Origin of the sequence: Hydrogenophaga sedimenti (genome assembly GCF_051857515.1) — a bacterium.
Classification (GTDB): Bacteria; Pseudomonadota; Gammaproteobacteria; order Burkholderiales; family Burkholderiaceae_C; genus Hydrogenophaga.
This window is the reverse complement of sequence record NZ_JBPZHA010000013.1, coordinates 1-25,648: the sequence shown is the minus strand read 5'-3', so window position 1 is coordinate 25,648 and position 25,648 is coordinate 1. Positions and strand designations below refer to the sequence as shown.

The 25,648-nt window shown below is 66.9% G+C and carries 25 protein-coding genes and 1 tRNA gene; 19 read left to right on the top strand and 7 right to left on the bottom strand.

Features of this window, described 5'->3' with window-relative positions; translation table 11 throughout:
• Nucleotides 1-91 precede the first annotated feature (91 nt).
• The 16 genes from gabT to ACS5NL_RS19040 all read left to right on the top strand — a co-directional run bounded on the left by gabT (nt 92) and on the right by ACS5NL_RS19040 (nt 16,856).
• Entirely contained in the window at nt 92-1,387 is a 1,296-nt protein-coding gene (gene gabT / locus ACS5NL_RS19115; protein ID WP_439355565.1) for a 4-aminobutyrate--2-oxoglutarate transaminase, read from the top strand.
• Entirely contained in the window at nt 1,384-2,544 is a 1,161-nt protein-coding gene (locus tag ACS5NL_RS19110; RefSeq protein WP_439355564.1) for a CaiB/BaiF CoA transferase family protein, read from the top strand. The genes gabT and ACS5NL_RS19110 overlap by 4 nt, the downstream gene beginning before the upstream one ends.
• A 40-nt stretch (nt 2,545-2,584) precedes the next feature.
• A complete protein-coding gene (locus tag ACS5NL_RS19105) occupies nt 2,585-3,667 on the top strand; it encodes an ABC transporter ATP-binding protein (protein ID WP_439355563.1) in 1,083 nt (360 codons plus the stop codon).
• 47 nt (nt 3,668-3,714) lie between these two features.
• The gene (locus tag ACS5NL_RS19100) at nt 3,715-4,740 is read left to right on the top strand and encodes an ABC transporter substrate-binding protein (protein WP_439355562.1); all 1,026 of its coding nucleotides are present in this window, start codon (nt 3,715-3,717) and stop codon (nt 4,738-4,740) included.
• Nucleotides 4,740-5,981, top strand: coding sequence for an ABC transporter permease (locus ACS5NL_RS19095; protein ID WP_439355669.1), 1,242 nt, complete (start codon nt 4,740-4,742; stop codon nt 5,979-5,981). The genes ACS5NL_RS19100 and ACS5NL_RS19095 overlap by 1 nt, the downstream gene beginning before the upstream one ends.
• Before the next feature lie 13 nt (nt 5,982-5,994).
• Nucleotides 5,995-6,813: an ABC transporter permease gene (locus ACS5NL_RS19090; RefSeq protein WP_439355561.1), complete on the top strand. Its 819-nt coding sequence runs from the start codon at nt 5,995-5,997 to the stop codon at nt 6,811-6,813.
• A 25-nt stretch (nt 6,814-6,838) separates the two neighbouring features.
• Nucleotides 6,839-7,444, top strand: coding sequence for a GNAT family N-acetyltransferase (locus ACS5NL_RS19085; RefSeq protein ID WP_439355560.1), 606 nt, complete (start codon nt 6,839-6,841; stop codon nt 7,442-7,444).
• A gap of 4 nt (nt 7,445-7,448) precedes the next feature.
• Nucleotides 7,449-8,408 carry an agmatinase gene (speB, locus tag ACS5NL_RS19080; RefSeq protein WP_439355559.1) on the top strand — a complete coding sequence of 320 codons (960 nt, stop codon included), beginning with the start codon at nt 7,449-7,451 and terminating at the stop codon, nt 8,406-8,408.
• 16 nt (nt 8,409-8,424) lie between these two features.
• Nucleotides 8,425-8,709, top strand: coding sequence for a cupin domain-containing protein (locus tag ACS5NL_RS19075; RefSeq protein ID WP_439355558.1), 285 nt, complete (start codon nt 8,425-8,427; stop codon nt 8,707-8,709).
• A gap of 94 nt (nt 8,710-8,803) precedes the next feature.
• The gene (locus ACS5NL_RS19070) at nt 8,804-9,880 is read left to right on the top strand and encodes an ABC transporter substrate-binding protein (protein ID WP_439355557.1); all 1,077 of its coding nucleotides are present in this window, start codon (nt 8,804-8,806) and stop codon (nt 9,878-9,880) included.
• Between the two features lie 104 nt (nt 9,881-9,984).
• Nucleotides 9,985-11,463: an NAD-dependent succinate-semialdehyde dehydrogenase gene (locus ACS5NL_RS19065; protein WP_439355556.1), complete on the top strand. Its 1,479-nt coding sequence runs from the start codon at nt 9,985-9,987 to the stop codon at nt 11,461-11,463.
• A 13-nt stretch (nt 11,464-11,476) separates the two neighbouring features.
• Nucleotides 11,477-11,550: transfer RNA gene (locus tag ACS5NL_RS19060), tRNA-Gly, on the top strand.
• A 118-nt stretch (nt 11,551-11,668) separates the two neighbouring features.
• Complete coding sequence (locus ACS5NL_RS19055; RefSeq protein ID WP_439355555.1) at nt 11,669-12,952, top strand: HlyD family secretion protein; 1,284 nt, start codon at nt 11,669-11,671, stop codon at nt 12,950-12,952.
• Nucleotides 12,949-15,156 (top strand): peptidase domain-containing ABC transporter, encoded by a 2,208-nt coding sequence (locus ACS5NL_RS19050; protein WP_439355554.1) that lies wholly within the window; start codon nt 12,949-12,951, stop codon nt 15,154-15,156. Before ACS5NL_RS19055 ends, ACS5NL_RS19050 begins: the two co-directional genes overlap by 4 nt.
• Before the next feature lie 7 nt (nt 15,157-15,163).
• The gene (locus ACS5NL_RS19045) at nt 15,164-16,609 is read left to right on the top strand and encodes a TolC family protein (protein WP_439355553.1); all 1,446 of its coding nucleotides are present in this window, start codon (nt 15,164-15,166) and stop codon (nt 16,607-16,609) included.
• A gap of 73 nt (nt 16,610-16,682) precedes the next feature.
• Nucleotides 16,683-16,856: a hypothetical protein gene (locus tag ACS5NL_RS19040; protein ID WP_439355552.1), complete on the top strand. Its 174-nt coding sequence runs from the start codon at nt 16,683-16,685 to the stop codon at nt 16,854-16,856.
• Between the two features lie 201 nt (nt 16,857-17,057).
• Here ACS5NL_RS19040 and ACS5NL_RS19035 read toward each other — a convergent pair whose 3' ends face one another.
• Both ACS5NL_RS19035 and ACS5NL_RS19030 read right to left on the bottom strand, forming a co-directional pair.
• A complete protein-coding gene (locus ACS5NL_RS19035; RefSeq protein WP_439355551.1) occupies nt 17,058-17,696 on the bottom strand; it encodes a 3-oxoacid CoA-transferase subunit B in 639 nt (212 codons plus the stop codon).
• A gap of 10 nt (nt 17,697-17,706) precedes the next feature.
• Nucleotides 17,707-18,408: a CoA transferase subunit A gene (locus ACS5NL_RS19030; RefSeq protein ID WP_439355550.1), complete on the bottom strand. Its 702-nt coding sequence runs from the start codon at nt 18,406-18,408 to the stop codon at nt 17,707-17,709.
• Nucleotides 18,409-18,497: 89 nt separating this feature from the next.
• Between ACS5NL_RS19030 and ACS5NL_RS19025 the strand changes: the two genes are divergently transcribed.
• A complete protein-coding gene (locus ACS5NL_RS19025; RefSeq protein ID WP_439355549.1) occupies nt 18,498-19,088 on the top strand; it encodes a LuxR C-terminal-related transcriptional regulator in 591 nt (196 codons plus the stop codon).
• Nucleotides 19,089-19,158: 70 nt separating this feature from the next.
• Here the strand turns inward: ACS5NL_RS19025 and ACS5NL_RS19020 are convergent, their stop codons facing one another.
• Both ACS5NL_RS19020 and pcaC read right to left on the bottom strand, forming a co-directional pair.
• Nucleotides 19,159-20,097, bottom strand: coding sequence for a Bug family tripartite tricarboxylate transporter substrate binding protein (locus ACS5NL_RS19020; protein WP_439355668.1), 939 nt, complete (start codon nt 20,095-20,097; stop codon nt 19,159-19,161).
• 131 nt (nt 20,098-20,228) lie between these two features.
• Nucleotides 20,229-20,606: a 4-carboxymuconolactone decarboxylase gene (gene pcaC / locus ACS5NL_RS19015; protein ID WP_439355548.1), complete on the bottom strand. Its 378-nt coding sequence runs from the start codon at nt 20,604-20,606 to the stop codon at nt 20,229-20,231.
• Nucleotides 20,607-20,686: 80 nt separating this feature from the next.
• Here pcaC and ACS5NL_RS19010 point away from each other — a divergent pair, with 80 nt between their 5' ends.
• On the top strand, nt 20,687-21,274 hold the full coding sequence (locus tag ACS5NL_RS19010; protein WP_439355547.1) for a peroxidase-related enzyme: 588 nt from the start codon (nt 20,687-20,689) through the stop codon (nt 21,272-21,274).
• 6 nt (nt 21,275-21,280) lie between these two features.
• Here ACS5NL_RS19010 and ACS5NL_RS19005 read toward each other — a convergent pair whose 3' ends face one another.
• From ACS5NL_RS19005 to ACS5NL_RS18995, 3 genes are all read right to left on the bottom strand, one after another.
• A complete protein-coding gene (locus ACS5NL_RS19005; RefSeq protein WP_439355546.1) occupies nt 21,281-21,730 on the bottom strand; it encodes an acyl-CoA thioesterase in 450 nt (149 codons plus the stop codon).
• 91 nt (nt 21,731-21,821) lie between these two features.
• Nucleotides 21,822-22,772, bottom strand: a complete 951-nt coding sequence (locus tag ACS5NL_RS19000; protein WP_439355545.1) for a DMT family transporter — start codon at nt 22,770-22,772, stop codon at nt 21,822-21,824.
• Nucleotides 22,765-23,547, bottom strand: coding sequence for an SDR family oxidoreductase (locus ACS5NL_RS18995; RefSeq protein ID WP_439355544.1), 783 nt, complete (start codon nt 23,545-23,547; stop codon nt 22,765-22,767). Before ACS5NL_RS18995 ends, ACS5NL_RS19000 begins: the two co-directional genes overlap by 8 nt.
• 149 nt (nt 23,548-23,696) lie before the next feature.
• On the opposite strand from ACS5NL_RS18995, the gene ACS5NL_RS18990 reads away from it, so the two are divergent.
• The gene (locus ACS5NL_RS18990; protein WP_439355543.1) at nt 23,697-25,379 is read left to right on the top strand and encodes an electron transfer flavoprotein-ubiquinone oxidoreductase; all 1,683 of its coding nucleotides are present in this window, start codon (nt 23,697-23,699) and stop codon (nt 25,377-25,379) included.
• Nucleotides 25,380-25,648: the final 269 nt, after the last annotated feature.

Here is a 25,648-nt window from a genome sequence, read left to right as displayed (position 1 = left end):
CTGTGCGACCGGTGTCTGTATATGTTAGCCCCCGCTCCCGGGCCCTACAGTCCGCGCCAGCCTGAAACTTCTTCATGATCGGAGCCACTGCATGCAACGCGAACCTCATTTCACCAACGCCGCCCTGATGGCCCGTCGCCGCGCCGCCCTGCCCAACGGGCTGGGCCAGGGCTTCGAGATCTTTGCCGACCGCGCCGAAGGCGCCGAAGTCTGGGACGTGGAAGGCCGCCGCTACATCGACTTCGCCGGTGGCATCGCGGTGCTCAACACCGGTCACCGCCACCCGGCGCTGGTCAAGGCCGTGGCCGACCAGCTCGAGCGCTTCACCCACACCTGCTTCCAGGTGCTGGCCTATGAGTCCTACGTGGAACTGGCCGAGAAGCTCAACGCCATGGCGCCCGGCAACTTCGCCAAGAAGAGCTTCTTCCTGACCACCGGCGCCGAAGCGGTGGAAAACGCGGTCAAGGTCGCCCGCGCCTACACCAAGCGCTCGGCCGTCATCGCCTTTGGCGGCGGCTTCCACGGCCGCACCATGATGGGCATGGCGCTGACCGGCAAGGTCGCGCCCTACAAGGCCGGCTTCGGCCCCTTCCCGGCCGAGGTGTTCCACGCCAAGTTCCCGAACCCGCTGCACGGCGTGAGCGAAGACGACGCCATCGCCTCGATCGACGCACTGTTCAAGTACGACGTGGAAGCCGCGCGCGTGGCCGCCATCATCCTGGAACCCGTGCAAGGTGAAGGCGGCTTCTACGCCGCCTCGCCCGCCTTCGCCCAGCGCCTGCGCGCCCTGTGCGACCAGCACGGCATCCTGCTGATCGCCGACGAAGTGCAGACCGGCGCCGGCCGCACCGGCACCTGGCTGGCCTGCGAACAGTGGGGCGTGGCGCCCGACGTGATCACCATGGCCAAGTCGCTGGCGGGCGGCATGCCGCTGTCGGCCGTGATCGGCAAGGCCGAAATCATGGACGCCGCAGCCGTGGGCGGCCTGGGCGGCACCTACGCCGGCAACCCGCTGGCCTGCGCGTCCGCGCTGGCGGTGATCGACACCTTCGAGAAGGAAAACCTGCTCGAACGCAGCCGCGCCGTGGGTGAGCGTCTGACCAGCCGCTTCAAGGCCCTGCAGGCGCAGAACAACTGCATCGCCGATGTGCGCGGCCTGGGCGCCATGGTGGCGATCGAGCTGTGCAAGAACGGCGACCCGCACCAGCCCGACGCCGACCTGACCAAGCGCATGGTGTCCGAGGCGCAAAAGCGTGGCCTGATCCTGCTGAGCTGCGGTGTGTACGCCAACGTGATCCGTGTGCTGGTGCCGCTGGTGGCCAGCGACGCCCTGCTCGACGAAGGTCTGGACATCATGGCCGCGTCCCTGGCCGCTGCGGCTCAATGAGCCCCCAGCCCCCCCGCCCGCTCGCGGGCGTGCGTGTGCTCGATCTGTCGCGCGTGCTGGCCGGCCCCTGGGCCGGTCAGATGCTGGCCGACTACGGCGCCGAGGTGCTCAAGGTCGAGCGCCCGGGCGCCGGTGACGACACCCGCGCCTGGGGTCCACCGTGGTGGGGCGAAGGCGATCAGAAGGTCGCCGCCTATTTTGTCTGCGCCAACCGCGGCAAGCGTTCGGTGGCCATCGACATCGCCACCACCGAAGGCATCCAGGCCGTGCGCGAACTGGCGCGCGAGGCCGACATCCTGATCGAGAACTACAAGGTCGGCCAGCTGGCCAAGTACGGTCTCGACGCCGCCAGCCTGCAGGCCATCAACCCGCGCCTGATCTATTGCTCGATCACCGGCTACGGCCAGAACGGTCCGCTGGCCCACAAGGCCGGCTACGACTTCGCGATCCAGGCCGAAGGCGGCCTGATGAGCATCACCGGCAACAAGGGCGAAGAACCGCAGAAGGTCGGCGTCGCCGTGACCGACCTGATGACCGGTGTCTACGCAACCACCGCCATCCTCGCCGCACTGCATGAGCGCGCGCGCACCGGCAAGGGGCGTGTGATCGATGCGGCGCTGTTCGACGTGCAGGTCGCGATGCTCGCCAACCAGGCCAGCAACCAGCTGATCGGCCACAAGACGCCCACGCGCATGGGCAATGCGCACCCGAACATCGTGCCCTACCAGGTGTTCCCCACGCGCGACGGTCACATGGTGCTGGCGGTGGGCAACGACGGCCAGTTCGCGAAGTTCTGCGACGCCGCCGGACAGCCCGCGGTCTCGCGCGATGCGCGCTTCTCGACCAATCCCTCTCGCGTCGAGCACCGCGCCACGCTGGTGCCGCTGATCACCGGCTGGACGATGCAGAAAGACACGGCCGAATGGGTGCAGCAGCTCGATCAGGCGGGCGTGCCCTGCGCGCCGATCCTTGACATTGCTCAAGTCATGGATCATCCGCATGTCGCGGCGCGCGGTTTGACGCTACAACCGCGGGACGCGCAAACGCCGCCGATGGTCGCCAACCCCATGCTGTTCGACGGCCAGCGCCCGGTGGCCGATCTGCCACCGCCGGTGCTGGACGCACACCAGGCACGTTGGTTGCATACGTCCACATGATTCGCCCCACAACGACAACTCTTCAGACAGACCTGCGTTCATGACCTCCAGCTCCGCACTCGTCACCTTCACCGGTGTGCAGAAAACCTACGACGGCCACACCCTGGTGGTGCGCGACCTCAACCTCGAGATCCAGAAGGGGGAGTTCCTCTCGCTGCTGGGCCCCTCGGGATCGGGCAAGACCACCACGCTGATGATGCTCGCGGGCTTCGAGTCACCGACCTCGGGCGAGATCGCGCTCAATGGTGTGCCGATCACGCGCACGCCGCCGCACAAGCGCAACTTCGGCATGGTGTTCCAGAACTACGCACTGTTCCCGCACATGACGGTGGCCGACAACATCGCCTACCCGCTGACGGTGCGCAAGCTCGACCGCAACGACATCGACACCAAGGTCAAGCGTGCGCTCGACATGGTGCAGATGGGTCACATGGGCCAGCGTTATCCCTCGCAGATGTCGGGTGGCCAGCAGCAGCGCGTCGCCCTGGCGCGTGCGCTGGTGTTCGACCCGCAGCTGGTGCTGATGGACGAGCCCCTGGGTGCGCTGGACAAGCAGCTGCGCGAGCACATGCAGATCGAGCTGAAGGCGCTGCACCGCAGCCTGGGCGTGACCTTCGTCTACGTGACGCACGACCAGTCGGAAGCGCTGACCATGTCCGACCGCGTGGCGGTGTTCAACGAAGGCGTGATCCAGCAGATCGACCAGGTCGACCGCCTGTATGAAACCCCCGCCAACCGCTTCGTCGCCGGCTTCGTCGGCGACAACTCGGTGCTCGATGCGCGCGTGATCCACAACGACGGCGAGACCTGCGAAGTGCAGCTCGCCGACGGCACGCACCTGCATGGCGTCAACGTCAACCACGCCCAGGTCGGCGATGCCGTGCAGTGCAGCGTGCGCCCCGAGCGCATCGCTGTGGTCGACGAAAACCACGCCGGCGGCAACCGCGTGGCCGCCACCATCACCGACGTGATCTATTTCGGCGACCACCTGCGCCTGCGCTGCCTGGTGCCCGAACAACCCGAGATGAGCGTCAAGGTGCCGTTGCAGCACCTGGGCCACATGCAGGCCGGCCAGACGGTGCACCTGCACCTGCCGGCCAAGCACCTGCGCGTGTACCGCTGAGTTCCGTTTTCCCCACCCCTGTTCCTCAACCCATGGAGACCCTCCAGATGAAACTGAAACCCGTGCTGATTGCCGTGGCTGCCCTCGTGGCCTTGCCCGCCATGGCCCAGAACCTGACCGTGGTCAACTTCGGCGGCGCCAACGGTGCTGCGCAGAAGAAGGCTTACTTCGAGCCCTTCGAGAAGGCCGGCGGCAAGATCACCGCTGTCGAGTACAACGGCGAGCAGGCCAAGATCAAGGCCATGGTCGAGACCAAGAAGGTCACCTGGGACGTGGTCGAAGTGGAAAGCCCGGACATCAACCGCGGCTGCGACGAAGGTCTGTTCGAGAAGCTGGACTGGGCCAAGGTCGGCAACAAGGCCGACTTCCAGAAGGCTGCCGTGCACGAATGCGGCGTGGGCACCTTCGTGTGGTCCACCGTGATGGCCTACAACGGCGACAAGCTCAAGGACGCTCCGGTGACCTGGGCCGACTTCTGGGACACCAAGAAATTCCCGGGCAAGCGCGGCATGCGCAAGGGCGCCCGCTACAACCTCGAGTTCGCCCTGATGGCCGACGGCGTCAAGCCGGCCGACGTCTACAAGGTGCTGGCCACCAAGGAAGGCGCCGAGCGCGCGTTCAAGAAGATGACCGAACTCAAGCCGAACATCCAGTGGTGGGAAGCCGGCGCGCAGCCGCCCCAGTTCCTGGTCGCCGGTGACGTGACCATGACCACCGCCTACAACGGCCGCATCGACGCCGCCCAGCGCGAAGGCAAGAACCTCAAGATCACCTGGACCGGTGGCATCTATGACCTGGACTACTGGGTGATCCCGAAGGGCACGCCCAACAAGGACGCCGCGGTGAAGTTCATCGCCGCCGCCAGCACGCCCGAAGCGCAGGCCGAATACGCCAAGAACATCAGCTACGGCCCGACCAACAACAAGGCACTGTCCAAGCTGGACGCCAAGGTGCTGGGTCTGCTGCCGACGTCCGCCGCCAACAGCAAGGACGCACTGCAGTTCGGCATCGGCTTCTGGGCCGACCAGGGTGAAGCCCTGGAGAAGCGCTTCTCGGCCTGGGCAGCGCAATGATGATGGCCGGCGGAACCCTGGACCTGGCCACGCAGCTGCGTCGCGCCGAACGTCGGCGCAAACAGCGCGCGGTGGCGCTCACGCTGCCGTTGCTGGCCTTCCTGGTCGTGTTTTTCCTGGTTCCGCTGGCGTCATTGCTGGTGCGGGCGGTTGAGAACCCCGAAGTCGCCGACGTCCTGCCCCACACCGGGCAGGCGCTGGCCGGCTGGGACCGCAACAGCCCGCCCCCCTCCGCCGCGTTTGCGGCGGTGATGACCGACATTTCGGGCATCAAGGAGACCGCGCAGGCCGGCGTGCTGGCGCGGCGCCTCAACAGCGAAGTGCCCGGCGGGCGCTCGCTGATCATGGGCACCTACCGTGCCCTGCAATCGGAAGAGATGTCCAAGGACCTGACGTCCGAGCAGGCCCGCACCAAGCTCATCGAGACCGATGCGCGCTGGGAAGAGCTGCCCTACTGGCAGGCCATCGCGAAAAACAGTTCGCGCTGGACCCCCGACTACCTGCTGGCCGCGGTCGACCTGCGGCGCACACCACAGGGCGAGATCATCAAGGTTCCCGCCGACGAAGCCGCATTCAGCGACATCCTGGGCCGCACCTTCCAGATGAGCGCGGTCGTCACGTTCTTCTGCCTGCTGCTGGCCTACCCGCTGGCCTACTGGCTTTCGACGCTGTCCGAGCGCAAGGCCAACATGCTGCTGATCCTGGTGCTGCTGCCGTTCTGGACCTCGGTGCTGGTGCGCATCGCCGCCTGGATCGTGCTGCTGCAGAACAACGGCCTGATCAACCGCTTCTTCATCTGGCTGGGCATCACCGACACGCCGATCCCGCTGCTGTTCAACCGCGTAGGCGTGATCATCGCGATGGTGCACATCCTGCTGCCGTTCGCCATCCTGCCGCTGTACAGCGTCATGAAGTCGGTGCCGCCGAACTACCTGCGCGCCGCCATCTCGCTGGGCAGCGCACCGTTCGCAGCCTTCGTGCGCGTCTACCTGCCGCAGACCTACCCGGGCGTCGCCGCCGGTGGCCTGCTGGTCTTCATCACCTCGATCGGCTACTACGTGACGCCGGCCCTGCTGGGCGGCGCGGGCGACCAGATGCTGAGCTACTACGTCGCGCAGTACACCAACGTCGAAGTCAACTGGGGCATGGCCTGTGCGCTCGGCGGCGTGCTGCTGACAGCGACCCTGGTGCTGTACGCGATCTACCGCAAGGTCTCGAAGTCTGAACTGAGTCTCGGCTGATCAGGAAATGAAGATGTTCAAACTGCCCGACTTTCCCGCTTACTACACGCTGCTCGACAAGCTCGGCTGGTTCGCCCTGCGCGGCGGCGGCGTGGCCGTGCTGGCCTTTCTGCTGCTGCCGGTGGTGGTGATCATTCCGCTGTCGTTCAGCGACTCGTCCTTCCTCGCCTACCCCATCGAGGGCTGGTCGCTGAAGTGGTACCGCGAGATGTTCGCCTCCAGCGACTGGTCGCGCGCCACCCGCAACAGCTTCATCGTCGCGCCGCTGGCCACGCTGCTGGCCACGACCCTGGGCACGCTGGCGGCCATGGGCCTGGCCCACACCAAGTTCATGGGCAAGAGCTTCATCACCGGCCTGCTGATCGCGCCGATGGTGGTGCCCATCGTGGTGGTCGGTGTCTCGACCTACCTGTACTTCGCGCGCTGGGGCCTGAACGACTCCTACCTGGGCCTGATCCTGGTGCACGCCGCGCTGGGTGCGCCGTTCGTCGTGACCACCGTGCTGGCCACGTTGCAGAGCTTCAACCAGAACCTGGTCAAGGCCAGCCTGAGCCTGGGCGCCAGCCCGCTGGAGACCTTCTTCCGCGTGACGCTGCCGGTCATCGCACCGGGCGTGATCTCGGGCGCGCTGTTCGCCTTCGCCACCTCGTTCGACGAAGTGGTCGTGACCCTGTTCCTCGCCGGCCCCGAGCAGGTGACGCTGCCGCGCCAGATGTTCACTGGCATCCGCGAAAACATCTCGCCCACCATTGCCGCCGTCGCCACGCTGCTGATCCTGTTCACCACCGCGCTGATGCTGACGCTGGAGTGGCTGCGCGGTCGCCGCAAGTAAACACGATTCAGACGACGACTCCCACATGCCCTTCACCACCGACACCACACTCACCGGCCAGCACGCCAAGCTGGTGCCCCTGCGCTCCGAGCACCACGACGATCTGGTCGAGGCGGTGCGTGACGGTGAGCTCTGGAAGCTCTGGTACACCGCCATCCCCACGCCCGAGGGCATGGCCGCCGAGATCCAGCGCCGCCTGGGCTTGCAGAAGACCGGCAGCATGTTGCCCTTCGCCGTGCTGGACCCCAGCGGCAAGGCCGTGGGCATGACGACCTACATGAACATCGACGCCGGCAACCGCCGCGTCGAGATCGGCTCCACCTGGTACCGCAGCGCGGTGCAGCGCAGCCCGATCAACACACAATGCAAGCGCCTGCTGCTGGCCCACGCTTTCGAGGTACTGGACTGCATCGCGGTCGAGTTCCGCACCCACTGGTTCAACCAGCAAAGCCGAAAAGGCATCGAACGCCTGGGCGCCAAACTCGACGGCGTGCTGCGCAGCCACCAGATCAACCCGCACCCCGGCGCCAAAGGCGCGCTGCGCGACACCTGTGTCTACAGCATCGTGGCGCACGAATGGCCCAGCGTGAAGGCGCATCTGGACTTCCAGCTGACACGCCCCCGTGCCTGAACCCATGAGTGAACCCACCGCGTTCCACCAGCCGCTGGGCGGCAATGAGATGCCGCGCTTTGGCGGCATCGCCAGCATGATGCGGCTGCCGGTGGCCACCTCGGCCGTGGGCCTGAACGCCGGCTTCATCGGCGTGCCGCTGGACATCGGCACCAGCCACCGCCCGGGGGCGCGCTTCGGCCCGCGCCAGATCCGCGCCGAGTCCTGCCTGATCCGCCCCTACAACATGGCGACCGGTGCCGCGCCGTTTGACGCGCTGCAGGTGGCCGACCTGGGCGACGTGCCGATCAACACCTACCACCTGCTGAAGTCGGTCGACATCATCGAGCAGCACTACAAGCCCATCATCGACGCCGGCTGCATTCCGCTCACGCTGGGCGGTGACCACACCATCGCCCTGCCCATCCTGCGCGCCATGAAGGCCAAACACGGCCCGGTGGCGCTGATCCATGTGGACGCCCACGCCGACGTCAACCCCGACATGTTCGGCGAGCGCATCGCCCACGGCACGCCGTTCCGCCGCGCGGTGGAAGAAGGCCTGCTGATCGGCGACAAGGTCTGGCAGATCGGCCTGCGCGGCAGCGGCTATTCGGCCGAAGACTTCGACTGGCCGCGCCAGCAGGGCTTCACCATCGTGCCGGCGCACGAGGTCTGGTGGCAGTCGCTCGCGCCGCTGATGGCCGACATCCGCGCGAAGATCGGTCCGGACACACCCACATACCTCAGCTTCGACATCGACGGCATCGACCCGGCCTACGCCGGTGGCACCGGCACACCCGAGATCGGCGGCCTGAACGTGCCGCAGGCGCTGGAAATCGTGCGCGGTTGTCGCGGCCTGAACCTGGTCGGCTGCGACCTGGTCGAGGTCTCGCCCGCCTACGACACCAGCGGCAACACCGCGCTGCTGGGCGCCAACCTGCTGTTTGAAATGCTGTGCGTGTTGCCCGGCGTGGCCTACCGCTGAACCCGAGGAATCCCCCATGAGCCGCCCGCAAGCCGTCCCCACGGTCCAGATCTCCAACGACCGCGTGATCGTCACCGAATGGCGTTTTGCCCCGGGCGCCGAGACCGGCTGGCACCGCCACGCACACGACTACGTGGTCGTGCCCATGACCGGCGGCGAGCTGCTGCTGGAAACGCCCGACGGCAACCGCACGGCCCCGCTGACGCCGGGCCAGTCGTACACCCGCAATGTGGGCGTGGAGCACAACGTCATCAATCCCACCGGGCACGAAGTGGTGTTCGTTGAGATCGAGATGCGTTGAGGCCGCACTGTCACACTTGCGCACCGCCTCTCCGACACGGTCTCTTTCCCCAGGCCCCAAGCCCCCAACGCGCGCCCCGGCGCGAATCACCAACATGCCATTCGCCCGCCTCTTCCTGTTGAGCATCGCACTGCCCGTGGTGGCCTCGGCCCAGACGGCGCCGCTGGTGGTCGCCAATTTCGGTGGTGCCAACGGCAAGGCCCAGGAAGTCGCGTTCCTCAAGCCCTTCGCCCGCGAGTCGAACACGGCCGCCCAGGGCGTGGAGTACGACGGTGACCTCGGCGCGGTGCGCAAGATGGTGCAGGCGAAGAAGCCCACCTGGGACGTGGTCGAGGTGGAGTCGTCGGAGCTGACCGTGGGCTGCAAGGAAGGTCTGTTCGAGCCCTTCGACAAGGCCCAGGTCAAGAACGCGTCGATGCTCATGCCCGGCAGCGTGCAGGCCTGCGGCGTCGGCGCCTTTGTGTGGTCGACCGTGATGGCCTACAACAGCGAGAAGCTGAAGACCGCGCCCACCAGCTGGGCCGATTTCTGGGACGTCAAGAAATTCCCCGGCAAGCGCGGCATGCGCAAGGGCGCCCGCTACAACCTCGAATTCGCGCTGATGGCCGACGGCGTGCACCGCCGCGATGTCTACGCCACGCTGGCCACCGAGGCCGGCCTGCAGCGCGCGCTCAACAAGCTGCAGCAGCTCAAGCCCCACATCGTCTGGTGGGAGTCCGGCTCGCAGCCGCCCAAGGCGCTGGCCAGCGGCGAGTGGGTGATGAGCACCGCCTACAACGGCCGCATCTCGGCCGCCGTGACCGACGGCGCCGGTGGCCTGACCATCGCCTGGAACGACGCCATCTACGACCTCGACTACTGGGCCATCGTCAAGGGCTCGCCACGCGCCGACCAGGCGCGTGCCTTCGTGAACTTCGCGACCTCGGACCAGGCACAGCTGGCCTTCTCGCGCGAGATCACCTACGGGCCGACCAACTACAACGCGATCCTCGCCTACGACACCGGCCGCAAGCGCGTGCCCGACGACAAGCACCTGATCGACCTGTCGATGGCGCCCAGCGACCTGCCCTCGGCCCCTGGCAACCTGCGCCGCTCGCTGGCCTTCAGCCCGTCGTACTGGGTGGCCAACGGTGCGCCGATCGAGAAGAAGCTGGCCGATCTGCTCAAGTAGAACCCGTTCGATTTCCCGCCCGGCCGGTGGTGTTTCAATACCTCCCGGTCGCAATTGTTTAACAAGTTAAATAAAATCCTCCCATCGCATCCAAGGAGACCCGCATGGACATGAAGACTTCCCCCCTGGCCCTGCTCAAGGACCCGACCCTGCTCAAGACCGACGGCCTGATCAACGGCGAATGGGTCCAGGGCGCCAGCCGCTTTGACGTGCTCGACCCGGCCACCGGCCTGAAGCTCGCCGACGTCGCCAACCTCGGCCCGGCCGACGCCGAGAAGGCCATCGCCGCGGCCAACGCCGCCTGGGGCCCCTGGAAGAACAAGACCGCCAAGGAGCGCAGCATCATCCTGCGCAAGTGGTTCGACCTGCTGATGGCCAACCAGGACGACCTGGGCCGCCTGATGACCGCCGAACAGGGCAAGCCGCTGGCCGAAGCCAAGGGCGAAGTCGCCTACGGCGCCAGCTTCGTCGAGTGGTTTGCCGAAGAAGCCAAGCGCGTCAACGGCGAGACCCTGCCGCAGTTCGACAACAACCGCCGCCTGATGATCCTCAAGCAGCCGATCGGCGTCTGCGCGGCCATCACGCCCTGGAACTTCCCGCTGGCCATGATCACGCGCAAGGTCGCGCCCGCGCTGGCCGCCGGCTGCCCGGTGGTCATCAAGCCCGCCGAGCTGACCCCGCTGACCGCCCTGGCCGCCGCCGAGCTGGCCATCCGCGCCGGCATCCCGGCCGGTGTGCTCAACATCGTCACCGCCGACGACCAGAACTCGATCGCCGTGGGCAAGGCGATCTGCGCGTCGGACGTGGTGCGCCACATCAGCTTCACCGGCTCGACCGAAGTCGGCCGCATCCTGATGGCGCAGAGCGCGCCGACGATCAAGAAGATGTCGCTGGAACTCGGCGGCAACGCGCCCTTCATCGTGTTCGACGACGCCGACCTCGACTCCGCCGTCGAAGGCGCCTTCGCCAGCAAGTACCGCAACGCCGGCCAGACCTGCGTCTGCTCCAACCGCCTGTATGTGCAGGAAGGCGTGTACGACGCCTTCGTCGAGAAGTTCGCCGCCAAGGTCAAGACCGCCAAGGTCGGCAACGGCTTCGACGACGGTGTGAACCAGGGCCCGCTGATCGAGGAAGCCGCGCTGCAGAAGGTCGAGCGCCACGTGGCCGACGCGCAGGCCAAGGGTGGCCGCGTGCTGGTCGGCGGCAAGCGCCTGGAAGGCCAGTTCTTCGAACCCACCGTGGTGGCCGACGCCACGGCCGACATGCTGTGCGCCCGCGAAGAGACCTTCGGCCCCTTCGCGCCGGTGTTCAAGTTCAAGACCGAGCAGGAAGCCATCGACGCCGCGAACAACACCGAGTTCGGCCTGGCCAGCTACTTCTACAGCCGCGACATCGGCCGCATCACCCGCGTGAGCGAAGCGCTGGAGTACGGCATGGTCGGCGTGAACGTCGGCATCCTGGCGACCGAGCACGTCCCCTTCGGCGGCGTCAAGCAGTCCGGCCTGGGCCGCGAAGGCTCGCACTACGGCATGGACGACTACGTCGAAGTCAAGTACGTCTGCGTGGGCGACGTGCTCAAGTAAACTACGGCGCTCTGCGGGTGTAGTTCAATGGCAGAACGGCAGCTTCCCAAGCTTCATACGAGGGTTCGATTCCCTTCACCCGCTCCAGATTGCCAAGGGCCCTTCGGGGCCCTTTTGTCTGGCTGGCCGGCCGGGGATTGCCGATACACTGTGTCGAACTTTTGTATCAGTGTGTGACCGACACACGACCGGACCCCACCCCGCGATGACCCCCCCTTCCCCGCCTTCCCAGCGGCTGTTCAGGGACGAGGCCCTGGCCGCGCAGCGCACCCAGTTGCTGGGCCAGATCGTCCTGACCCCCCGCATTTCGATGCTCTGGCTGAGCCTGGTTGCCGCGGCGCTGGCGCTGGCCGTGATCCTCTTCCTCGCCTTTGGCAGCCACACCCGCCGCGTCACGGTCACCGGGCAGCTGATGCCGGCCGGCGGCCTGATCCGGGTGCACACGCCGCAGGCCGGCGTGGTGCTCGAAAAGCGGGTCGCCGACGGCCAGGTGGTGAAGAAGGGCGACATCCTCTATGTGCTCACCAGCGACCGCCAGGGCGACGGCGCGCGCGAGCTGCAGGCCGACATCGCGCGCCAGGTCGGCGCCCGCAAAGGCTCGCTCGAACAGGAAATCGAACGCTCGCGCAAGGTGCAGGACGACGAACTCGCCAACCTGCAGCGCCGCGCCGACACGCTGCGCGGCGAGTCCGCGGCGATCGCCGCCCAGATCGAACAGCAGAAGACCCGGCTGTCCATCGCCGAAGACACCCGCAAGCGCTACCAGAGCCTGGCCGACCAGGACTACATCGCGCGCGAAGAGCTGGTGCAGAAAGACATCGACCTGACCGAACAGCGCTCGCGCCTGCGCGGGCTGGAGCGCGACGCGCTGGGCGTGCAGCGCGAACTCGGGCAGGTGCAGCAGGACATCACCGCCACCCGCCTGCGCAACGCCAATCAGGTGGCCCAGCTCGAACGCGACGTGTCGGCCACCGACCAGCAGCTGACCGAGGTCGAGGCCCGTCGCCGCGTCGTGATCACCGCCCCCGAATCCGGCCGCGCCACCCTGGTGGTGTCCGAGGTCGGCCAGACCGTGGACGTGAACCAGGCCCTGCTCACGCTGGTGCCCACCACGGGCGAACTGCAGGCGCGGCTCTATGCGCCCAGCAGCAGCATCGGCTTCGTGCGCCCCGGTGATCAAGTGCTGTTGCGCTATCAGGCCTTCCCGTACCAGAAGTTCGGTCAACAGGAAGGCACCGTGGACACCGTCTCGACCTCGGCCGTGAACCCGAGCGAACTCGCCGGCCTGCCCGCCACCGGTCTGGCCGCGGGCGAGCCGGTGTTCGCGATCCAGGTCAGGCTCAAGGCCAGCACCATCGCTGCCAACGGCGAGCTGCGCCCGCTGCAGGCCGGCATGCAGCTGGACGCCGACATCCTGCAGGAACGCCGCAAACTCTATGAGTGGATGCTCGAACCCCTGTTCAGCGTGACCCGCCGCACCGCACCATGAGCACCAGCCCCTCCACCAACCCCGCGGGCTGGACCGACCGCCTGTCTTTCGGCCTGGGCCGCACCCTGCCCGTGATCCTGCAGACCGAGGCCGCCGAATGCGGCCTGGCCTGCCTGGCGATGGTGCTCAACCACCACGGCTCGGCGACCGACCTGGCCGCCCTGCGCGCCCGCCACACGGTGTCGCTGACCGGCGTCACCCTCGCCACGTTGACCGACATCGCCCAGCGCGAGCAACTGGGCACCCGCGGCCTGCGGCTCGAACTGGACGAGTTGCCGCAACTGCGCCTGCCCGCCATCCTGCACTGGGACCTCAACCACTTCGTGGTGCTCAAGTCGGTGGCCGCCGGTCATGTGGTGGTGCACGACCCGGCCTTCGGCGAACGCCGTCTGAGCCTGGAGGAAACCTCGCGCCATTTCACCGGCGTGGCGCTGGAGGTCTGGCCCAACCCGGGCTTTGCGCCCAAGGAAGAAAAAACCCGCGTGCGGCTGACCCAGCTGATCGGCCAGGTCTCGGGTTTCTGGCCCTCGCTCACGCAGGTGCTGCTGCTGTCGCTGGCGCTGGAGGTGTTCGGTCTGGTCTCGCCGCTGTTCATGCAGTGGGTGCTCGACCATGTCGTGGTCGCGCGCGACACCCAGCTGCTGACCACGCTGGCGCTGGGCTTCGGCCTGCTGATGCTGATCCAGCAGGCGGTGGGGCTGCTGCGCTCCTGGCTGCTGATGGTGATCAACACCTCGGTGGGCCTGCAGTGGAAGGCCAATGTGTTCGCGCACATGACGCGGCTGCCGCTGTCGTACTTCCAGAACCGGCACCTGGGCGACGTGGTCTCGCGCGCCGGATCGGTCGACGAAATCCAGCGCACGCTCACGGCCGCGTTTGTCGAGGCGCTGTTCGACGGCCTGCTGGTGATCCTGACCCTGGTGCTGATGTTCGTCTACAGCCCGACGCTGGCGCTGGTGTCGCTGATCGCGGTCGCGCTGTACCTGGCCATGCGGCTGCTCTGGTACCGCCCGCTCTACGCGGCCTCGGAGGAGACGCTGGTGCGCGACGCCTCGCAGTCGACGCACTTCCTCGAAACCATCCGCGGCATGCGCGCGATCCAGCTGTTCGGCCGGCAGAACCAGCGCCAGGGCGCCTGGCAGACGCTGATGGTCAACGCGACCAACGCACACCTGAAGGTGCAGAAGCTGCAGATCTTCTACCGGCTGCTGCGCGGCCTGCTCAGCGGCGGCTTCATGGTGCTGATCGTCTGGCTGGGCGCGCGCCAGATCCTGGCGACCGAACTCACGGTCGGCATGCTGATGGCCTTCCTCGCCTACCGCGGCCAGTTCGACACCCGCGTCACGGCACTGATCGACAAGGCCATCGACCTGAAGATGCTGCGCCTGCACGCCGAGCGGCTGGCCGATCTGGTGCTCACGCCCGCGATGCCACAAGCCCAGAGGCTGAGCGCGCGCGACCTGACCGCGGCGGCGGACCAGGGACAAGGCCCCGCATTGAAGCTCGACGCGCTGCGCTACCGCTACGCCGACCTGGCGCCCTGGGTGCTCGACGGCCTGTCGCTGGACATCCGCCCGGGCGAGGTGGTCGCGATCACCGGCCGCTCCGGCTGCGGCAAGACCACGCTGATCAACCTGCTGCTGGGCACCTATGCACCGCTGGAAGGCCAGATCCGGGCCGACGGCGTGCCGCTGTCGCAGATCGGCATCGAACGCTGGCGCCAGGGCGTGGCCACCGTGATGCAGGACGACAGCCTGTTCGCCGGTTCGATCGCCGACAACATCGGCTTCTTCGACGCCCAGCCCGATTTCCCGTGGATGGTCGAATGCGCCAGCATGGCCGCGCTGCACGGCGACATCGAAGCCATGCCCATGGGATACCAGACCCTGATCGGTGACATGGGCACCGTGCTCTCGGGCGGCCAGAAGCAGCGCCTGCTGCTGGCCCGTGCACTCTACAAGCGCCCGCGCCTGCTGATCCTCGACGAAGCCACCAGCCACCTCGACCTCGAATCCGAAGCCCAGGTGAACCAGGCCATCGGTGCCTTGCCGGTCACGCGCATCGTGATCGCCCACCGCCCCGAAACCCTGCGCTCGGCGCAGCGGGTGGTCGAGATGCAGGGCGGCCGGGTCGCCTTCGACGGCACGCCCGAGGGCTATTTCGCCCGGGTGGCCGAGCGCTCGCAGCAGGCCCGGCATGGGTGAGTACCGCATGACGCGCCCCGCCCTTTCCCTGACCCGCACCGCCCTGGCCCTCTCGCTCGCGGCGCTGGCCGCGACCGCGCAGGCGCAGCCGGGCGAAAAGCCGCTGCGCCTCACGCCGATGCTGGCGCAACCGCCGGTGGTGGTGCCGGAAGCGCCCGAGCCCGCCGCCCACTGGGCCGCACAGGCCGAGCGCTGGCAGCCCGGCGGCGATGCCTGCGGCGCCACGCAGAATCCGCCCTGGGAGCGGCTGACGCTCGGCGACGCGCTGGCGCTGACGCTGTGCAAGAGCCCGAGCCTGAGGCAGGCGATCGCCGACGTGGCGGCCCAGTCGGCCAATGTCGAACTTGGCGAGGTCGCGTTCTGGCCCAGCTGGAGCGCCAACCTCGAATACAGCAGCGCGCGCAATTTCAACTCCACGGGCAGCTCTGGCCGAACCCTCGGAGCGTCGGTCGGTCTGTCCTGGGCACTGTTCGACTTCGGCCAGCGCAGTGCCGGCCTGCGGGAGGCCCGCTTCGGACTGGCCGCCGCGATGGCGACACAAGGCAACGCCCTGCTCGAATCGGTGCGGGAAGTGACGCGCCTGTATGGCGAAGCGGTGGTTGCCTCCGCAGCCCTGGACGCCGCCATCGAGGCCGAAGCCACCGCCACCCAGACGGCCGCCGCTGCGCAGGCCCGCCACGAAGCGCAGGTCGGCAGCCAGATCGACCGCCTGCAGGCCCAGACCGCGCTGGCCCAGGCCACGCTGGAGCGGGTGCGAGCCCAGAGCGGCTGGGAGAGTTCGCGCGGAAAGATCGCGCTGGCGCTCGGCGGTGATGTGGAGCAACCATTGCGGCTGGCCGAATGGACGGCCTGGACACGCCCCGGCAAGGAGCTGCCGGACCTGTCCCAGCTGCGCCGCGAAGCGCGCAGCCAGCACCCGAAACTGCGGGCCGCACAGGCCCAGGTGGATGCGTTGCAGGCGCGGCTGGAAACCCTGCAGGCGCAGGCCCGTGGCTCGGTCACCGTCAGTGCCAGTGGCGGCAGCTCGCGCAACTGGGGGGCGGCCGGCAACGGCAACATCCCGACCGCCAACGCCGCGGTGATCGCGTCGATTCCGCTGTTCAACGGCCGGGAGTCGTCGGCACAGCAGGCCCAGGTGATGGCGCAGAAGAGCGCGAAAGAAGCCGAACTGGAGAGCACGCGCCGCGATGTGGACAGCCAGCTCTGGCAGGCCCACCAGGCGCTGCTGACCAGCCGCCAGAGCCTGCTCGCCAGCGAACGGCTGCTGGTCTCGGCCAGCGGCACCTACCGCGTGGCGCAGGGCCGGTACAAGGCGGGCGTGGGCTCGGTGCTGGAGCTGCTGAATGCCCAGTCGGCCCTGGCGGACGCACGGCGCCAGCGGGTGGCCTCCCTGGTCGACCAGCTCTCCGCCCGCACCCAGCTGGGTCTCGCGGCCGGGCGCGCGGGTCTCTGAACGCCTGGACCCCTGAGACCCGAAAACAAAAAAAGCACCCGAGGGTGCTTTTTCTGTTTGACCTGTCGTCCGGATGCCGGATCAGGGAACCTGCGCCGGGGGCGGCGTCGTGGTGCCGCAGGTCGGCTTTGGCTCACAGGTCGTCGTGGTGGTGCAGGTCGGCTTCGGCTCACAAGTGGTGGTCGTGGTGGTGCAAGTCGGCTTCGGCTCACAGGTCGTGGTCGTGGTCGTGCAGCTGGAGCGGTAGCCCCACCAGCACCAGAACCAGCCGCCAGCCACATCACCCATTTCTTGGTTGTTCAGAACACGCACGTGATACTCCTTTTGGTGTTAACTCAAGCACAATCAACAACTTTAGTATACGTGTTGCTTCGTGAAAAAGTAAACACTTTGATACACACCGCTCGTCGGAACGACTACCAAAGACCTGTGACCCAGGGCCACCCCATCACACCAGCGGCACGCCCGTCTTGCTCTGGATGAACTCGCGCGTCACGCCGTCGGCCAGCTCCACCAGCTTCAGGCCTTCGGGCGTCACGTCCATCACGCCCAGGTCGGTGATGATGCGGTCGACCACGCCCTTGCCGGTCAGCGGCAGGGTGCACTGGGGCAGGATCTTCAGGTCTTCGGTGCCGTCCTTCTTCTTGGCCACGTGCTCCATCAGCACGATCACGCGCTTGACGCCGGCCACCAGGTCCATGGCGCCGCCCATGCCCTTGACCATCTTGCCGGGGATCATCCAGTTGGCCAGGTCACCCTCGGCCGTCACCTGCATGGCGCCCAGGATGGACAGGTTGATCTTGCCGCCGCGGATCATCGCGAAGCTCTCGTGGCTGCCGAAGATGGCCGAGCCCTTCATGGTGGTCACGGTCTGTTTGCCGGCGTTGATCAGGTCGGCATCCACCTCGTCTTCGTAGGGGAAGGGGCCGATGCCCAGCATGCCGTTCTCGCTCTGCAGCCACACCTCGACGTGGTCGGGCACGTGGTTGGCCACCAGCGTCGGGATGCCGATGCCGAGGTTCACATAGAAACCGTCCTGCAGTTCTTTCGCCGCACGCGCGGCCATCTGGTCTTGGGTCCAAGGCATGTCGTGCTCCTTACTTGCGGTCGCGGGTGGTGCGCTTCTCGATGCGCTTTTCCGGGGTGGGGTTGTGCACGATGCGGTGCACGTAGATGCCGGGCAGGTGCACGTCGTCGGGCGCGATCTCGCCAGTGGGGACGATGCGCTCGACCTCGACGATGCAGATCTTGCCGGCCATGGCGGCGGCCGGGTTGAAGTTGCGCGCCGTCAGGTTGAAGCGCAGGTTGCCCGACTTGTCGGCCACGTCGGCCTTGACCAGCGCCACCTCGGGGAACAGCGCGTGCTCCATCACGTAGGTCTCGCCGCCGAACTCGCGCAGCTCCTTGCCTTCGGCCACCAGGGTGCCGACGCCGGTCTTGGTGAAGAAGGCCGGGATGCCGGCGCCGCCGGCGCGCAGCTTCTCGGCCAGCGTGCCCTGGGGCGTGAATTCGAGTTCGAGTTCACCGGCCAGGTACTGGCGCTCGAACTCCTTGTTCTCGCCCACGTAGGACGAGATCATCTTCTTGATCTGGCGCGTCTGCAGCAGCTTGCCCAGACCGAAGTCGTCCACGCCGGCGTTGTTGGAGATGGCGGTCAGGTTCTTGACGCCCGAATCGCGCAGGGCGTCGATCAGGGCCTCAGGGATGCCGCAGAGGCCGAAGCCGCCGACCGCGATCAGCTGGCCGTCGGCCACCACGCCCTGGAGGGCTTCGGCCGCGCTGGGATAGATCTTGTTCACGTGAAAAGACTCCAGTGGTTGAACAAACAGGGATCGAGAAAATCGAGTGGCTGGACGATACTACGTATCTGCATACGTAGTTCGACCTAATGGCTAACCCGAACAGCACTCCGCCGAACGCCGCCCCCGAGGACATCGGCTACCGTCTCGCCTTCGACCTGGCACCCGTGGGTCTGGCCATCTCGCGCCAGCGCACCATGGTGGACTGCAACCAGGCACTGTGCGAAATGTTCGGCGCTGCGCGCGAGCAATTGGTGGGCCAGAGTTTCCGCATCCTCTACCCCAGCGCCGACGAGTACGAGCGCACCGGCGCGCGCATCGTGCCCATCCTGGGACGCGGCGGCACCTACGCGGACGAACGCATCATGCAGCGGCTGGACGGACGTTTCAAGGGCGAGACCTTCTGGTGCCACGTGACCGGGCGCGGGCTGGACCCGTCCGACCCGCATGCCGCAGGCATCTGGAGTTTCGAGGACCTGAGCGCGCGCCGGACGGTGGGCGCCGCGCTGACGCCGCGCGAACGCGAGGTGGCCGCCTGTCTGATGGACGGCCTGACCAGCAAGGAGATCGGCAAGCGGCTGGGCATCAGCCACCGCACGGTGGAGATCCACCGGGCGCGGCTGATGCGCAAGTACCAGGCGCACAGCACGCCCGATCTGGTGCACCGATTGCTCGGCTAACCCCCGCCGCGTTCTGGAACAGAGCACCTCGCTCCGGAAAGTTGGGTGCCATTCCATTCAAGTCAGCGTTTCACTGGGGTTGGTAGCCCGAGTCCTTGATGATCTTGGCCCAGACCTTCGAATAGGCACGTTCGCGGGCGGCCAGCTGCTCGCCGGTCATGTAGCCCACGCTCAGACCCATGGCGGTCAGCTTGTCTTTCACCTCGGGCACGGCAATCGCCTTCTGGATCGCGGCGCCCAGCTTGTCCAGCATCGCCTTGGGCGTGCCGGCCGGGGCGAACACGCCGTAGTACGGCACCTCTTCAAAACCGGCGAGGCCGAGTTCGGCGAAGGTCGGCACTTCGGGCATCGCCGCCTGGCGCTGGGTGCCCATGACGGCGACCACGCGCAGCTTGCCGGCCTTGTGGTTTTCGATGAAGTCGGGGATCGAGGCCACGCCGGCGGCGATCTGGTTGCCCAGCATGTCGGCCATCATGGGCGCGCTGCCCCGGTACGGTGCGGCCACCAGGTCCAGTCCGTTCTTCCTGGCGATCTCCTGCACCAGGAATTGAGGCACCGAGGCCGGCGCCGGAATGCCGACCGAACCCTTGCCCGCGCCCTGCTGGCGCACCCAGTCCAGATAGGCCTTGTAGCCCTGCACCGGCGTGCCACCCGACACCGCGATGGCATTCACGAAGGTGGCGAAGCCCGCCACCGGCACGAAGTCCTTGGCCGAGTCGTAACCCGGGCTCTTTACCACCATCGGCAGGATGGTGATGGTGTGGTCGTGGCTGAGGAACAGGGTGTGGCCGTCGGGCGCCGCCGCCTTGAGGGCCTGCGCCGCCAGCTGGCCGCCGGCACCGGGCTTGTTGTCCACCACCACCGGGTTGCCCAGGTCGGCCTGCAGCCGCTCGGCCAGGATGCGGGCAATGGCATCGGTGCCGCCGCCCGGCGGAAAACCGACCAGCATTTTGGTGGTTGACGTCTGTGCCTGTGCACTGAATGCCATGCAGCCGACGGCGGCCAGCATGAGTGCAGAGAACGAACGGCGCTGGATTGAACGGGCAGATTTGTGCATGTGATGCTCCAATTGATTAAACAATGTTCAAAATTTTGAATAAGGTAATTTTTATCAAACCAGTTTTGACTCGATGAACAACTTCAGGGGCTGGTCGGCGAGACGACCTCGGCAGCCGTCCGGAAGCCCTCGACGGCCGTGGGAATGCCGCAGTAGATGGCCGCGTGCAGCAGCACTTCCTGGATTTCCTCGGCCGTGGCGCCGTTGTTCAGGGCACCGCCCACATGGCCCTTGAGCTCGTGCTGCTTGCCCAGCGCGGTCAGCATGGCGACCGTGATCAGGCTGCGGGTCTTGCGGTCCAGGCCTTCGCGCTGCCAGACATCGCCCCAGGCGGCGCGGGAGATGTGGTCCTGGATCGGCTGGGTGAAAGCCGTGGTGCCGGCCAGGGCACGGTCGACGAAGTCGTCGCCCATGACTTCGCGGCGGGTCTTCAGGCCTTGGTGGTATTGCTCGTCTTGCATGATTTGTTCCCCAGGTGTCAGAGTCGGATCCAGAGGCGAGGATAAGCTGGCCGATGCCCAGAACCCGACCGGAGACACCGATGAGCGAACGCTACCCCCTGCCCGACCTGAACACCCTGCCCGACGACCTCAAGGCCAAGATTCTGGAGGTCCAGGAGAAAGCAGGCTTCGTGCCCAACGTTTTCCTGGCGCTGGCGCGCCGACCGGCCGAGTGGCGTGCGTTCTTCGCCTACCACGACGCCCTGATGACCCCCGAAACGGTGGGCCGCACCTCGGGCCTGAGCAAGGGCGAGCGCGAAATGATCGTCACCACCACCAGCGCGGCCAACCACTGCCTGTACTGCGTGGTGGCGCACGGCGCGATCCTGCGCATCTACGAGAAGAAACCGCTGGTGGCCGATCAGGTGGCCGTGAACCACCGCAAGGCCGACATCCCGCCACGCCAGCGCGCCATGCTCGACTTCGCGATGAAGGTCTGCCTGGCCTCGCACGAGATCGACGATGCCGACTTCGAAGCCCTCGCCGCCCACGGCTTCAACGACGAAGATGCGTGGGACATTGCCGCCATCACCGCCTTCTTCGGCCTGTCCAACCGCATGGCCAGTTTCAGCGGGATGCTGCCCAACCCCGAGTTCTATCTGATGGGGCGGGTGCCGAAACAGAAATGAGCTGAATCAGCGTCCCAGCCGCGGCGGGTGCCCGGCGCCTTCGATCAGCGCCCGGGCCTGCTCGGACATCGGCACCGACTTCTGCTGCGGGAAATCGACCCAGACGATGGTGGCACCGCCGTTGGCGTAGACCGTCTTGGGGTCGTCGGTGCGCAGCATCTCGTGGAAGGTGTCGAACGAGGTCTTGCCCATCGTCCCCACGTAGGTGCGCACCAGCACATCGCCCGGAAACTCGAACTGCCGGATGAAGTTGCAGAAGGCGTTGACGATCACCGGTCCCTCGCCCTGCGGATCGGCCGGCAGACCCATGCCGAAGAACCAGTCCAGCCGCGCGATCTCCATGTAGCGGAAGTAGATCGTGTTGTTGACATGGCCCATGGCGTCCATGTCGCCCCAGCGGATGGGGACCACGATTTCGTGCACCAGGCGTTTCTCGGCAGGCAGTTCAAGTTTCATGGGCATTCCTCAGGTTTCGCCGCCGGGCCGCCCGAAGGCGAAACGCGCCCCTTGGAGGGCAGCGACCCGCGAAGCGGTGGAGCGTGGGGGTTCATCTGTGTGCGCGGATCGACGCCAGGATGCCGGCCACAAACAACACGCAGGCCAGCAACTGGGCCGTCGCCGGCCACTCCCCGTTCCAGGCGAAGGCATAGATCAGAGCAAACACGGTTTCGCTCACGACCAGCTGCCCCGCCAGACTGGTGCTCAGCCGCCGGCTGGCGACGTTCCACAGCACCGAGGCGATCCAGGCCGAACCGATCCCGGTGAAGGTGCAGACAAAAACGAAGATTCCAAGCCCCGGGTGCGACAGCAGTTCGTTCCAGGGCGTGCCCCAGCCCAGCCAGATCACGAGCCCGCCGAGACCGGCCGCCAGGCCCAGCCAGTTGGCCCATGCCATGGACTTGACGTCCGGGTGGCGACGGATCCAGCGGGCATTCAGCATGCCGAAGGCCAACCAGCTCAGCATGGCGCCGGTGGCCAGCAGCATGCCGCGCCAGAAATGGCCCGTGCCACCGGCGTCCACCTCGGCCGAGGTGACCTGGATCATCAGCGCCATGCCGGCCGCGGTCAGCACCAGGCCCGGCAGCAGGGCGGCCCAGCGCAGGTGCGCCGGTTTGCCCAGCAGCATCATCCACAGCGGCAAGGTGCCGATCACCAGTGCCGGCAGCGGCGCGCCGGCGTCGGCGATGCCGTAGACCAGCAGCAGGTAATAGCCGGTGTAGCCCAGCAGGCTCAGCCACACGGCGGCACGGGCCTGCGCCGCGTCGGGCCAGAGCGCCACCCGGGCACCCGGGAGCGCGCGCAGCGTCTGCCACAACAGCCAGACGAGCGAAAACAGGCCGCAGGCGATGAAGCGCCCGGCCGTGTAGTCCGCCGATGAAAAGCCGGGCGCCACCAGCGGCGCCACAAAGGTCGTTCCCCAGAACGCACCCGTACCCAGGCCGGCGGCGATGCCCGCCGCCATGCCGGACGGCAGACCCGCCGGGGAGCGTTCAGACACCGAAACCGTCATCCGCCGCGATCACCGCTCCGTTGACAAAGTGGCTCTCGTTGCTGGCCAGCATGACCAGGATCGCGTCGAGATCCGCGGGCTGCCCGACGCGTTTGCGCGGCAACATGTTGATCAGCTTCTGGCCCTGCTCGGTCTGCCAGTGCTGGTGGTTGATCTCGGTGTCGATGTAGCCGGGGCAGATCGCATTGACGTTGATGCCGAACTTGCCCCACTCGACCGCCATGGCCTTGGTCATCTGCACCACGGCGGCCTTGCTCATGCAGTACACGCCGATCTGCGGCAGCACCTTCAGGCCGGCCATCGACGCGATGTTGATGATGCGGCCACCGACGTAGGTGCCGGGCGCAGCGCCCTTGGCCCGGGCCAGCATGCGCTTGGCGACCTCTTGCGCGACGAAGAACGCACCCTTGGTGTTGGTGTTGAACACGAAGTCGTAGTCCTCTTCGGCCACGTCCTGCAGGCGCTGCGTGGTGCTCACCCCCGAGTTGTTGACCAGGATGTCGATCGGCCCGACCTCGGTCTCGGCGTGCGCGATCGCCGCCTTGATCGACGCCAGGTCGGTCACGTCCAGCGCGACCACATGGGCATCCCCCCCTTCGGCCTCGATGTGCGCGCGCAGCGCCATCAGGCGGTCGGTGCGGCGGCTGGCCAGCACCACGGCCGCGCCGGCCTTGGACAGGGTCTTGGCAAACTGCTCGCCCAGGCCGCCCGAAGCGCCGGTGATCAGGGCCACGCGGCCCGAAAGGTCAAGGCTGTAAGCCATCTAGAGATACTCCTCGAAAGACAGTGCACGGGTCGCCAAGGCGGCCCCAGTGGCGGGGATTGTGCGCCATCGGCCACTAGAATCCGTCACGACCACGACAGGCCACAGGGCATCGGTGCCCCGGCCACTCACAGAGGAAGACCCGACACATGAGCCCCGAAGAGATCCTGAGCACCTACGGCCCGCGCGAGGCGATGGAATACGACGTGGTCGTGGTGGGCGGCGGGCCGGCGGGCCTGTCCACCGCGATCCGCCTCAAGCAGCTGGCCGCCGAGAAAGGCTCGGAAGTCAACGTCTGCGTGCTGGAGAAAGGCTCCGAGCCCGGCGCCCACATCCTCTCGGGCGCCGTGATGGACCCGCACGCCATCACCGAACTGTTCCCCAACTGGAAAGAGATGGGCGCGCCGCTGAACCAGCCCGTCACGCACGACGACCTGCTGGTGCTGACCGAGACCGGCGCCACCCGCACGCCCGAATGGCTGATGCCGCGCAACTTCCACAACCACGGCTGCTACGTGATCAGCCTGGGCGCGGTGAGCAAGTGGCTGGCCGAGCAGGCCGAGGCCCTGGGCGTGGAGATCTTTCCCGGCTTCACCGCCGCCGAGGTGCTCTACCACGACAACGGCTCCGTCAAGGGCGTGGCCACCGGCAACCTGGGCGTGGGCAAGGACGGCGAGCCGACCGAGAACTTCCAGATCGGCATGGAACTGCACGCCAAGTACACCGTGTTCGCCGAAGGCGCCCGCGGCCACCTGGGCAAGCAGCTGATCGCCAAATACAAGCTGGACGACGGCAAGGACGCCCAGACCTTTGCCATCGGCATCAAGGAACTGTGGGAAGTGCCGGCCGAGAAGGCCAAACCCGGCATGGTGGTGCACACGGCCGGCTGGCCGCTGGGCGACGACGCCTTCGGCGGCGGCTTTCTCTACCACCTCGAAGGCAACAAGGTCACGCTCGGTTATGTGATCGGGCTGGACTATCAGAACCCCTGGCTCTCTCCGTTCGAAGAGATGCAGCGCTGGAAGACCCACCCCAGCATCAAGGCCCACATCGAAGGCGGCCGGCGCCTGAGCTACGGTGCCCGCGCCCTGAACAACGGCACGCCGCAGGCCTTGCCCAAGACGGTGTTCCCGGGCGGTGCGCTGGTCGGCTGCGACGCCGGCTTCCTCAACGCCGCCCGCATCAAGGGCAGCCACGCGGCGATCAAGAGCGGCATGCTGTGCGCCGAGGCGGCATTCGACGCCGTGGCCTCCGGCCGCCAGAGCGACGAACTCAACGCCTTCCCGGTGGCCTTCGCGCAGAGCTGGCTGTACGAGGAGCTCTGGACCTACCGCAACTTCAAGAACTGGTTCAAGAAGGGTGCGCTGGTGGGCAAGCTGATGACCGGCATCGAGCACTGGTTCCTGCCCAAGGTGGGCGTGAAGACCCCGCCCTGGACACTGCACAACACGACCAGGGACCACACCAAGCTGCGCCCCGCCAACGAGATGCCGCAGATCAGCTACCCCAAGCCCGATGGCGTGATCACCTTCGACCGGCTCTCCAGCGTGTTCGTGTCCAACACCAACCACGAAGAGAACCAGCCGGCGCACCTGACGCTCAAGGACCCGACGGTGCCGGTGAAGATCAACCTGGCGAAGTACGCCGGCCCCGAGAGCCGCTACTGCCCGGCCGGGGTGTACGAGTTCGTGAACAAGGACGGGGCCGACCAGCTGGTGATCAACGCGCAGAACTGCGTGCACTGCAAGACCTGCGACATCAAGGACCCGACCCAGAACATCGTCTGGGTCACGCCCGAAGGTGGCGGCGGACCCAACTATTCGGGCATGTAACCCGCACCGACACAACCAGGCCACCTTCGGGTGGCCTTTTTTCTGGGCCGGCGTTGTCATTCGGGCACACCCGCGACCACAAGCGGGCACGCAAGGCGCTCAGGGCTGGCGCACGCAGGGCGTTACAACTATTCTCCACGCGAGCCCTAGGGATGGTGTTCAAAACACGTTTAGCGCCAGCCGATAGCGGGCGGCTTGCCACGACATGAAACAGCGCGACTCGGAATCAGCGAATTCAACGCAGTTTCTGCGTTTGCACCGCCCGTTTT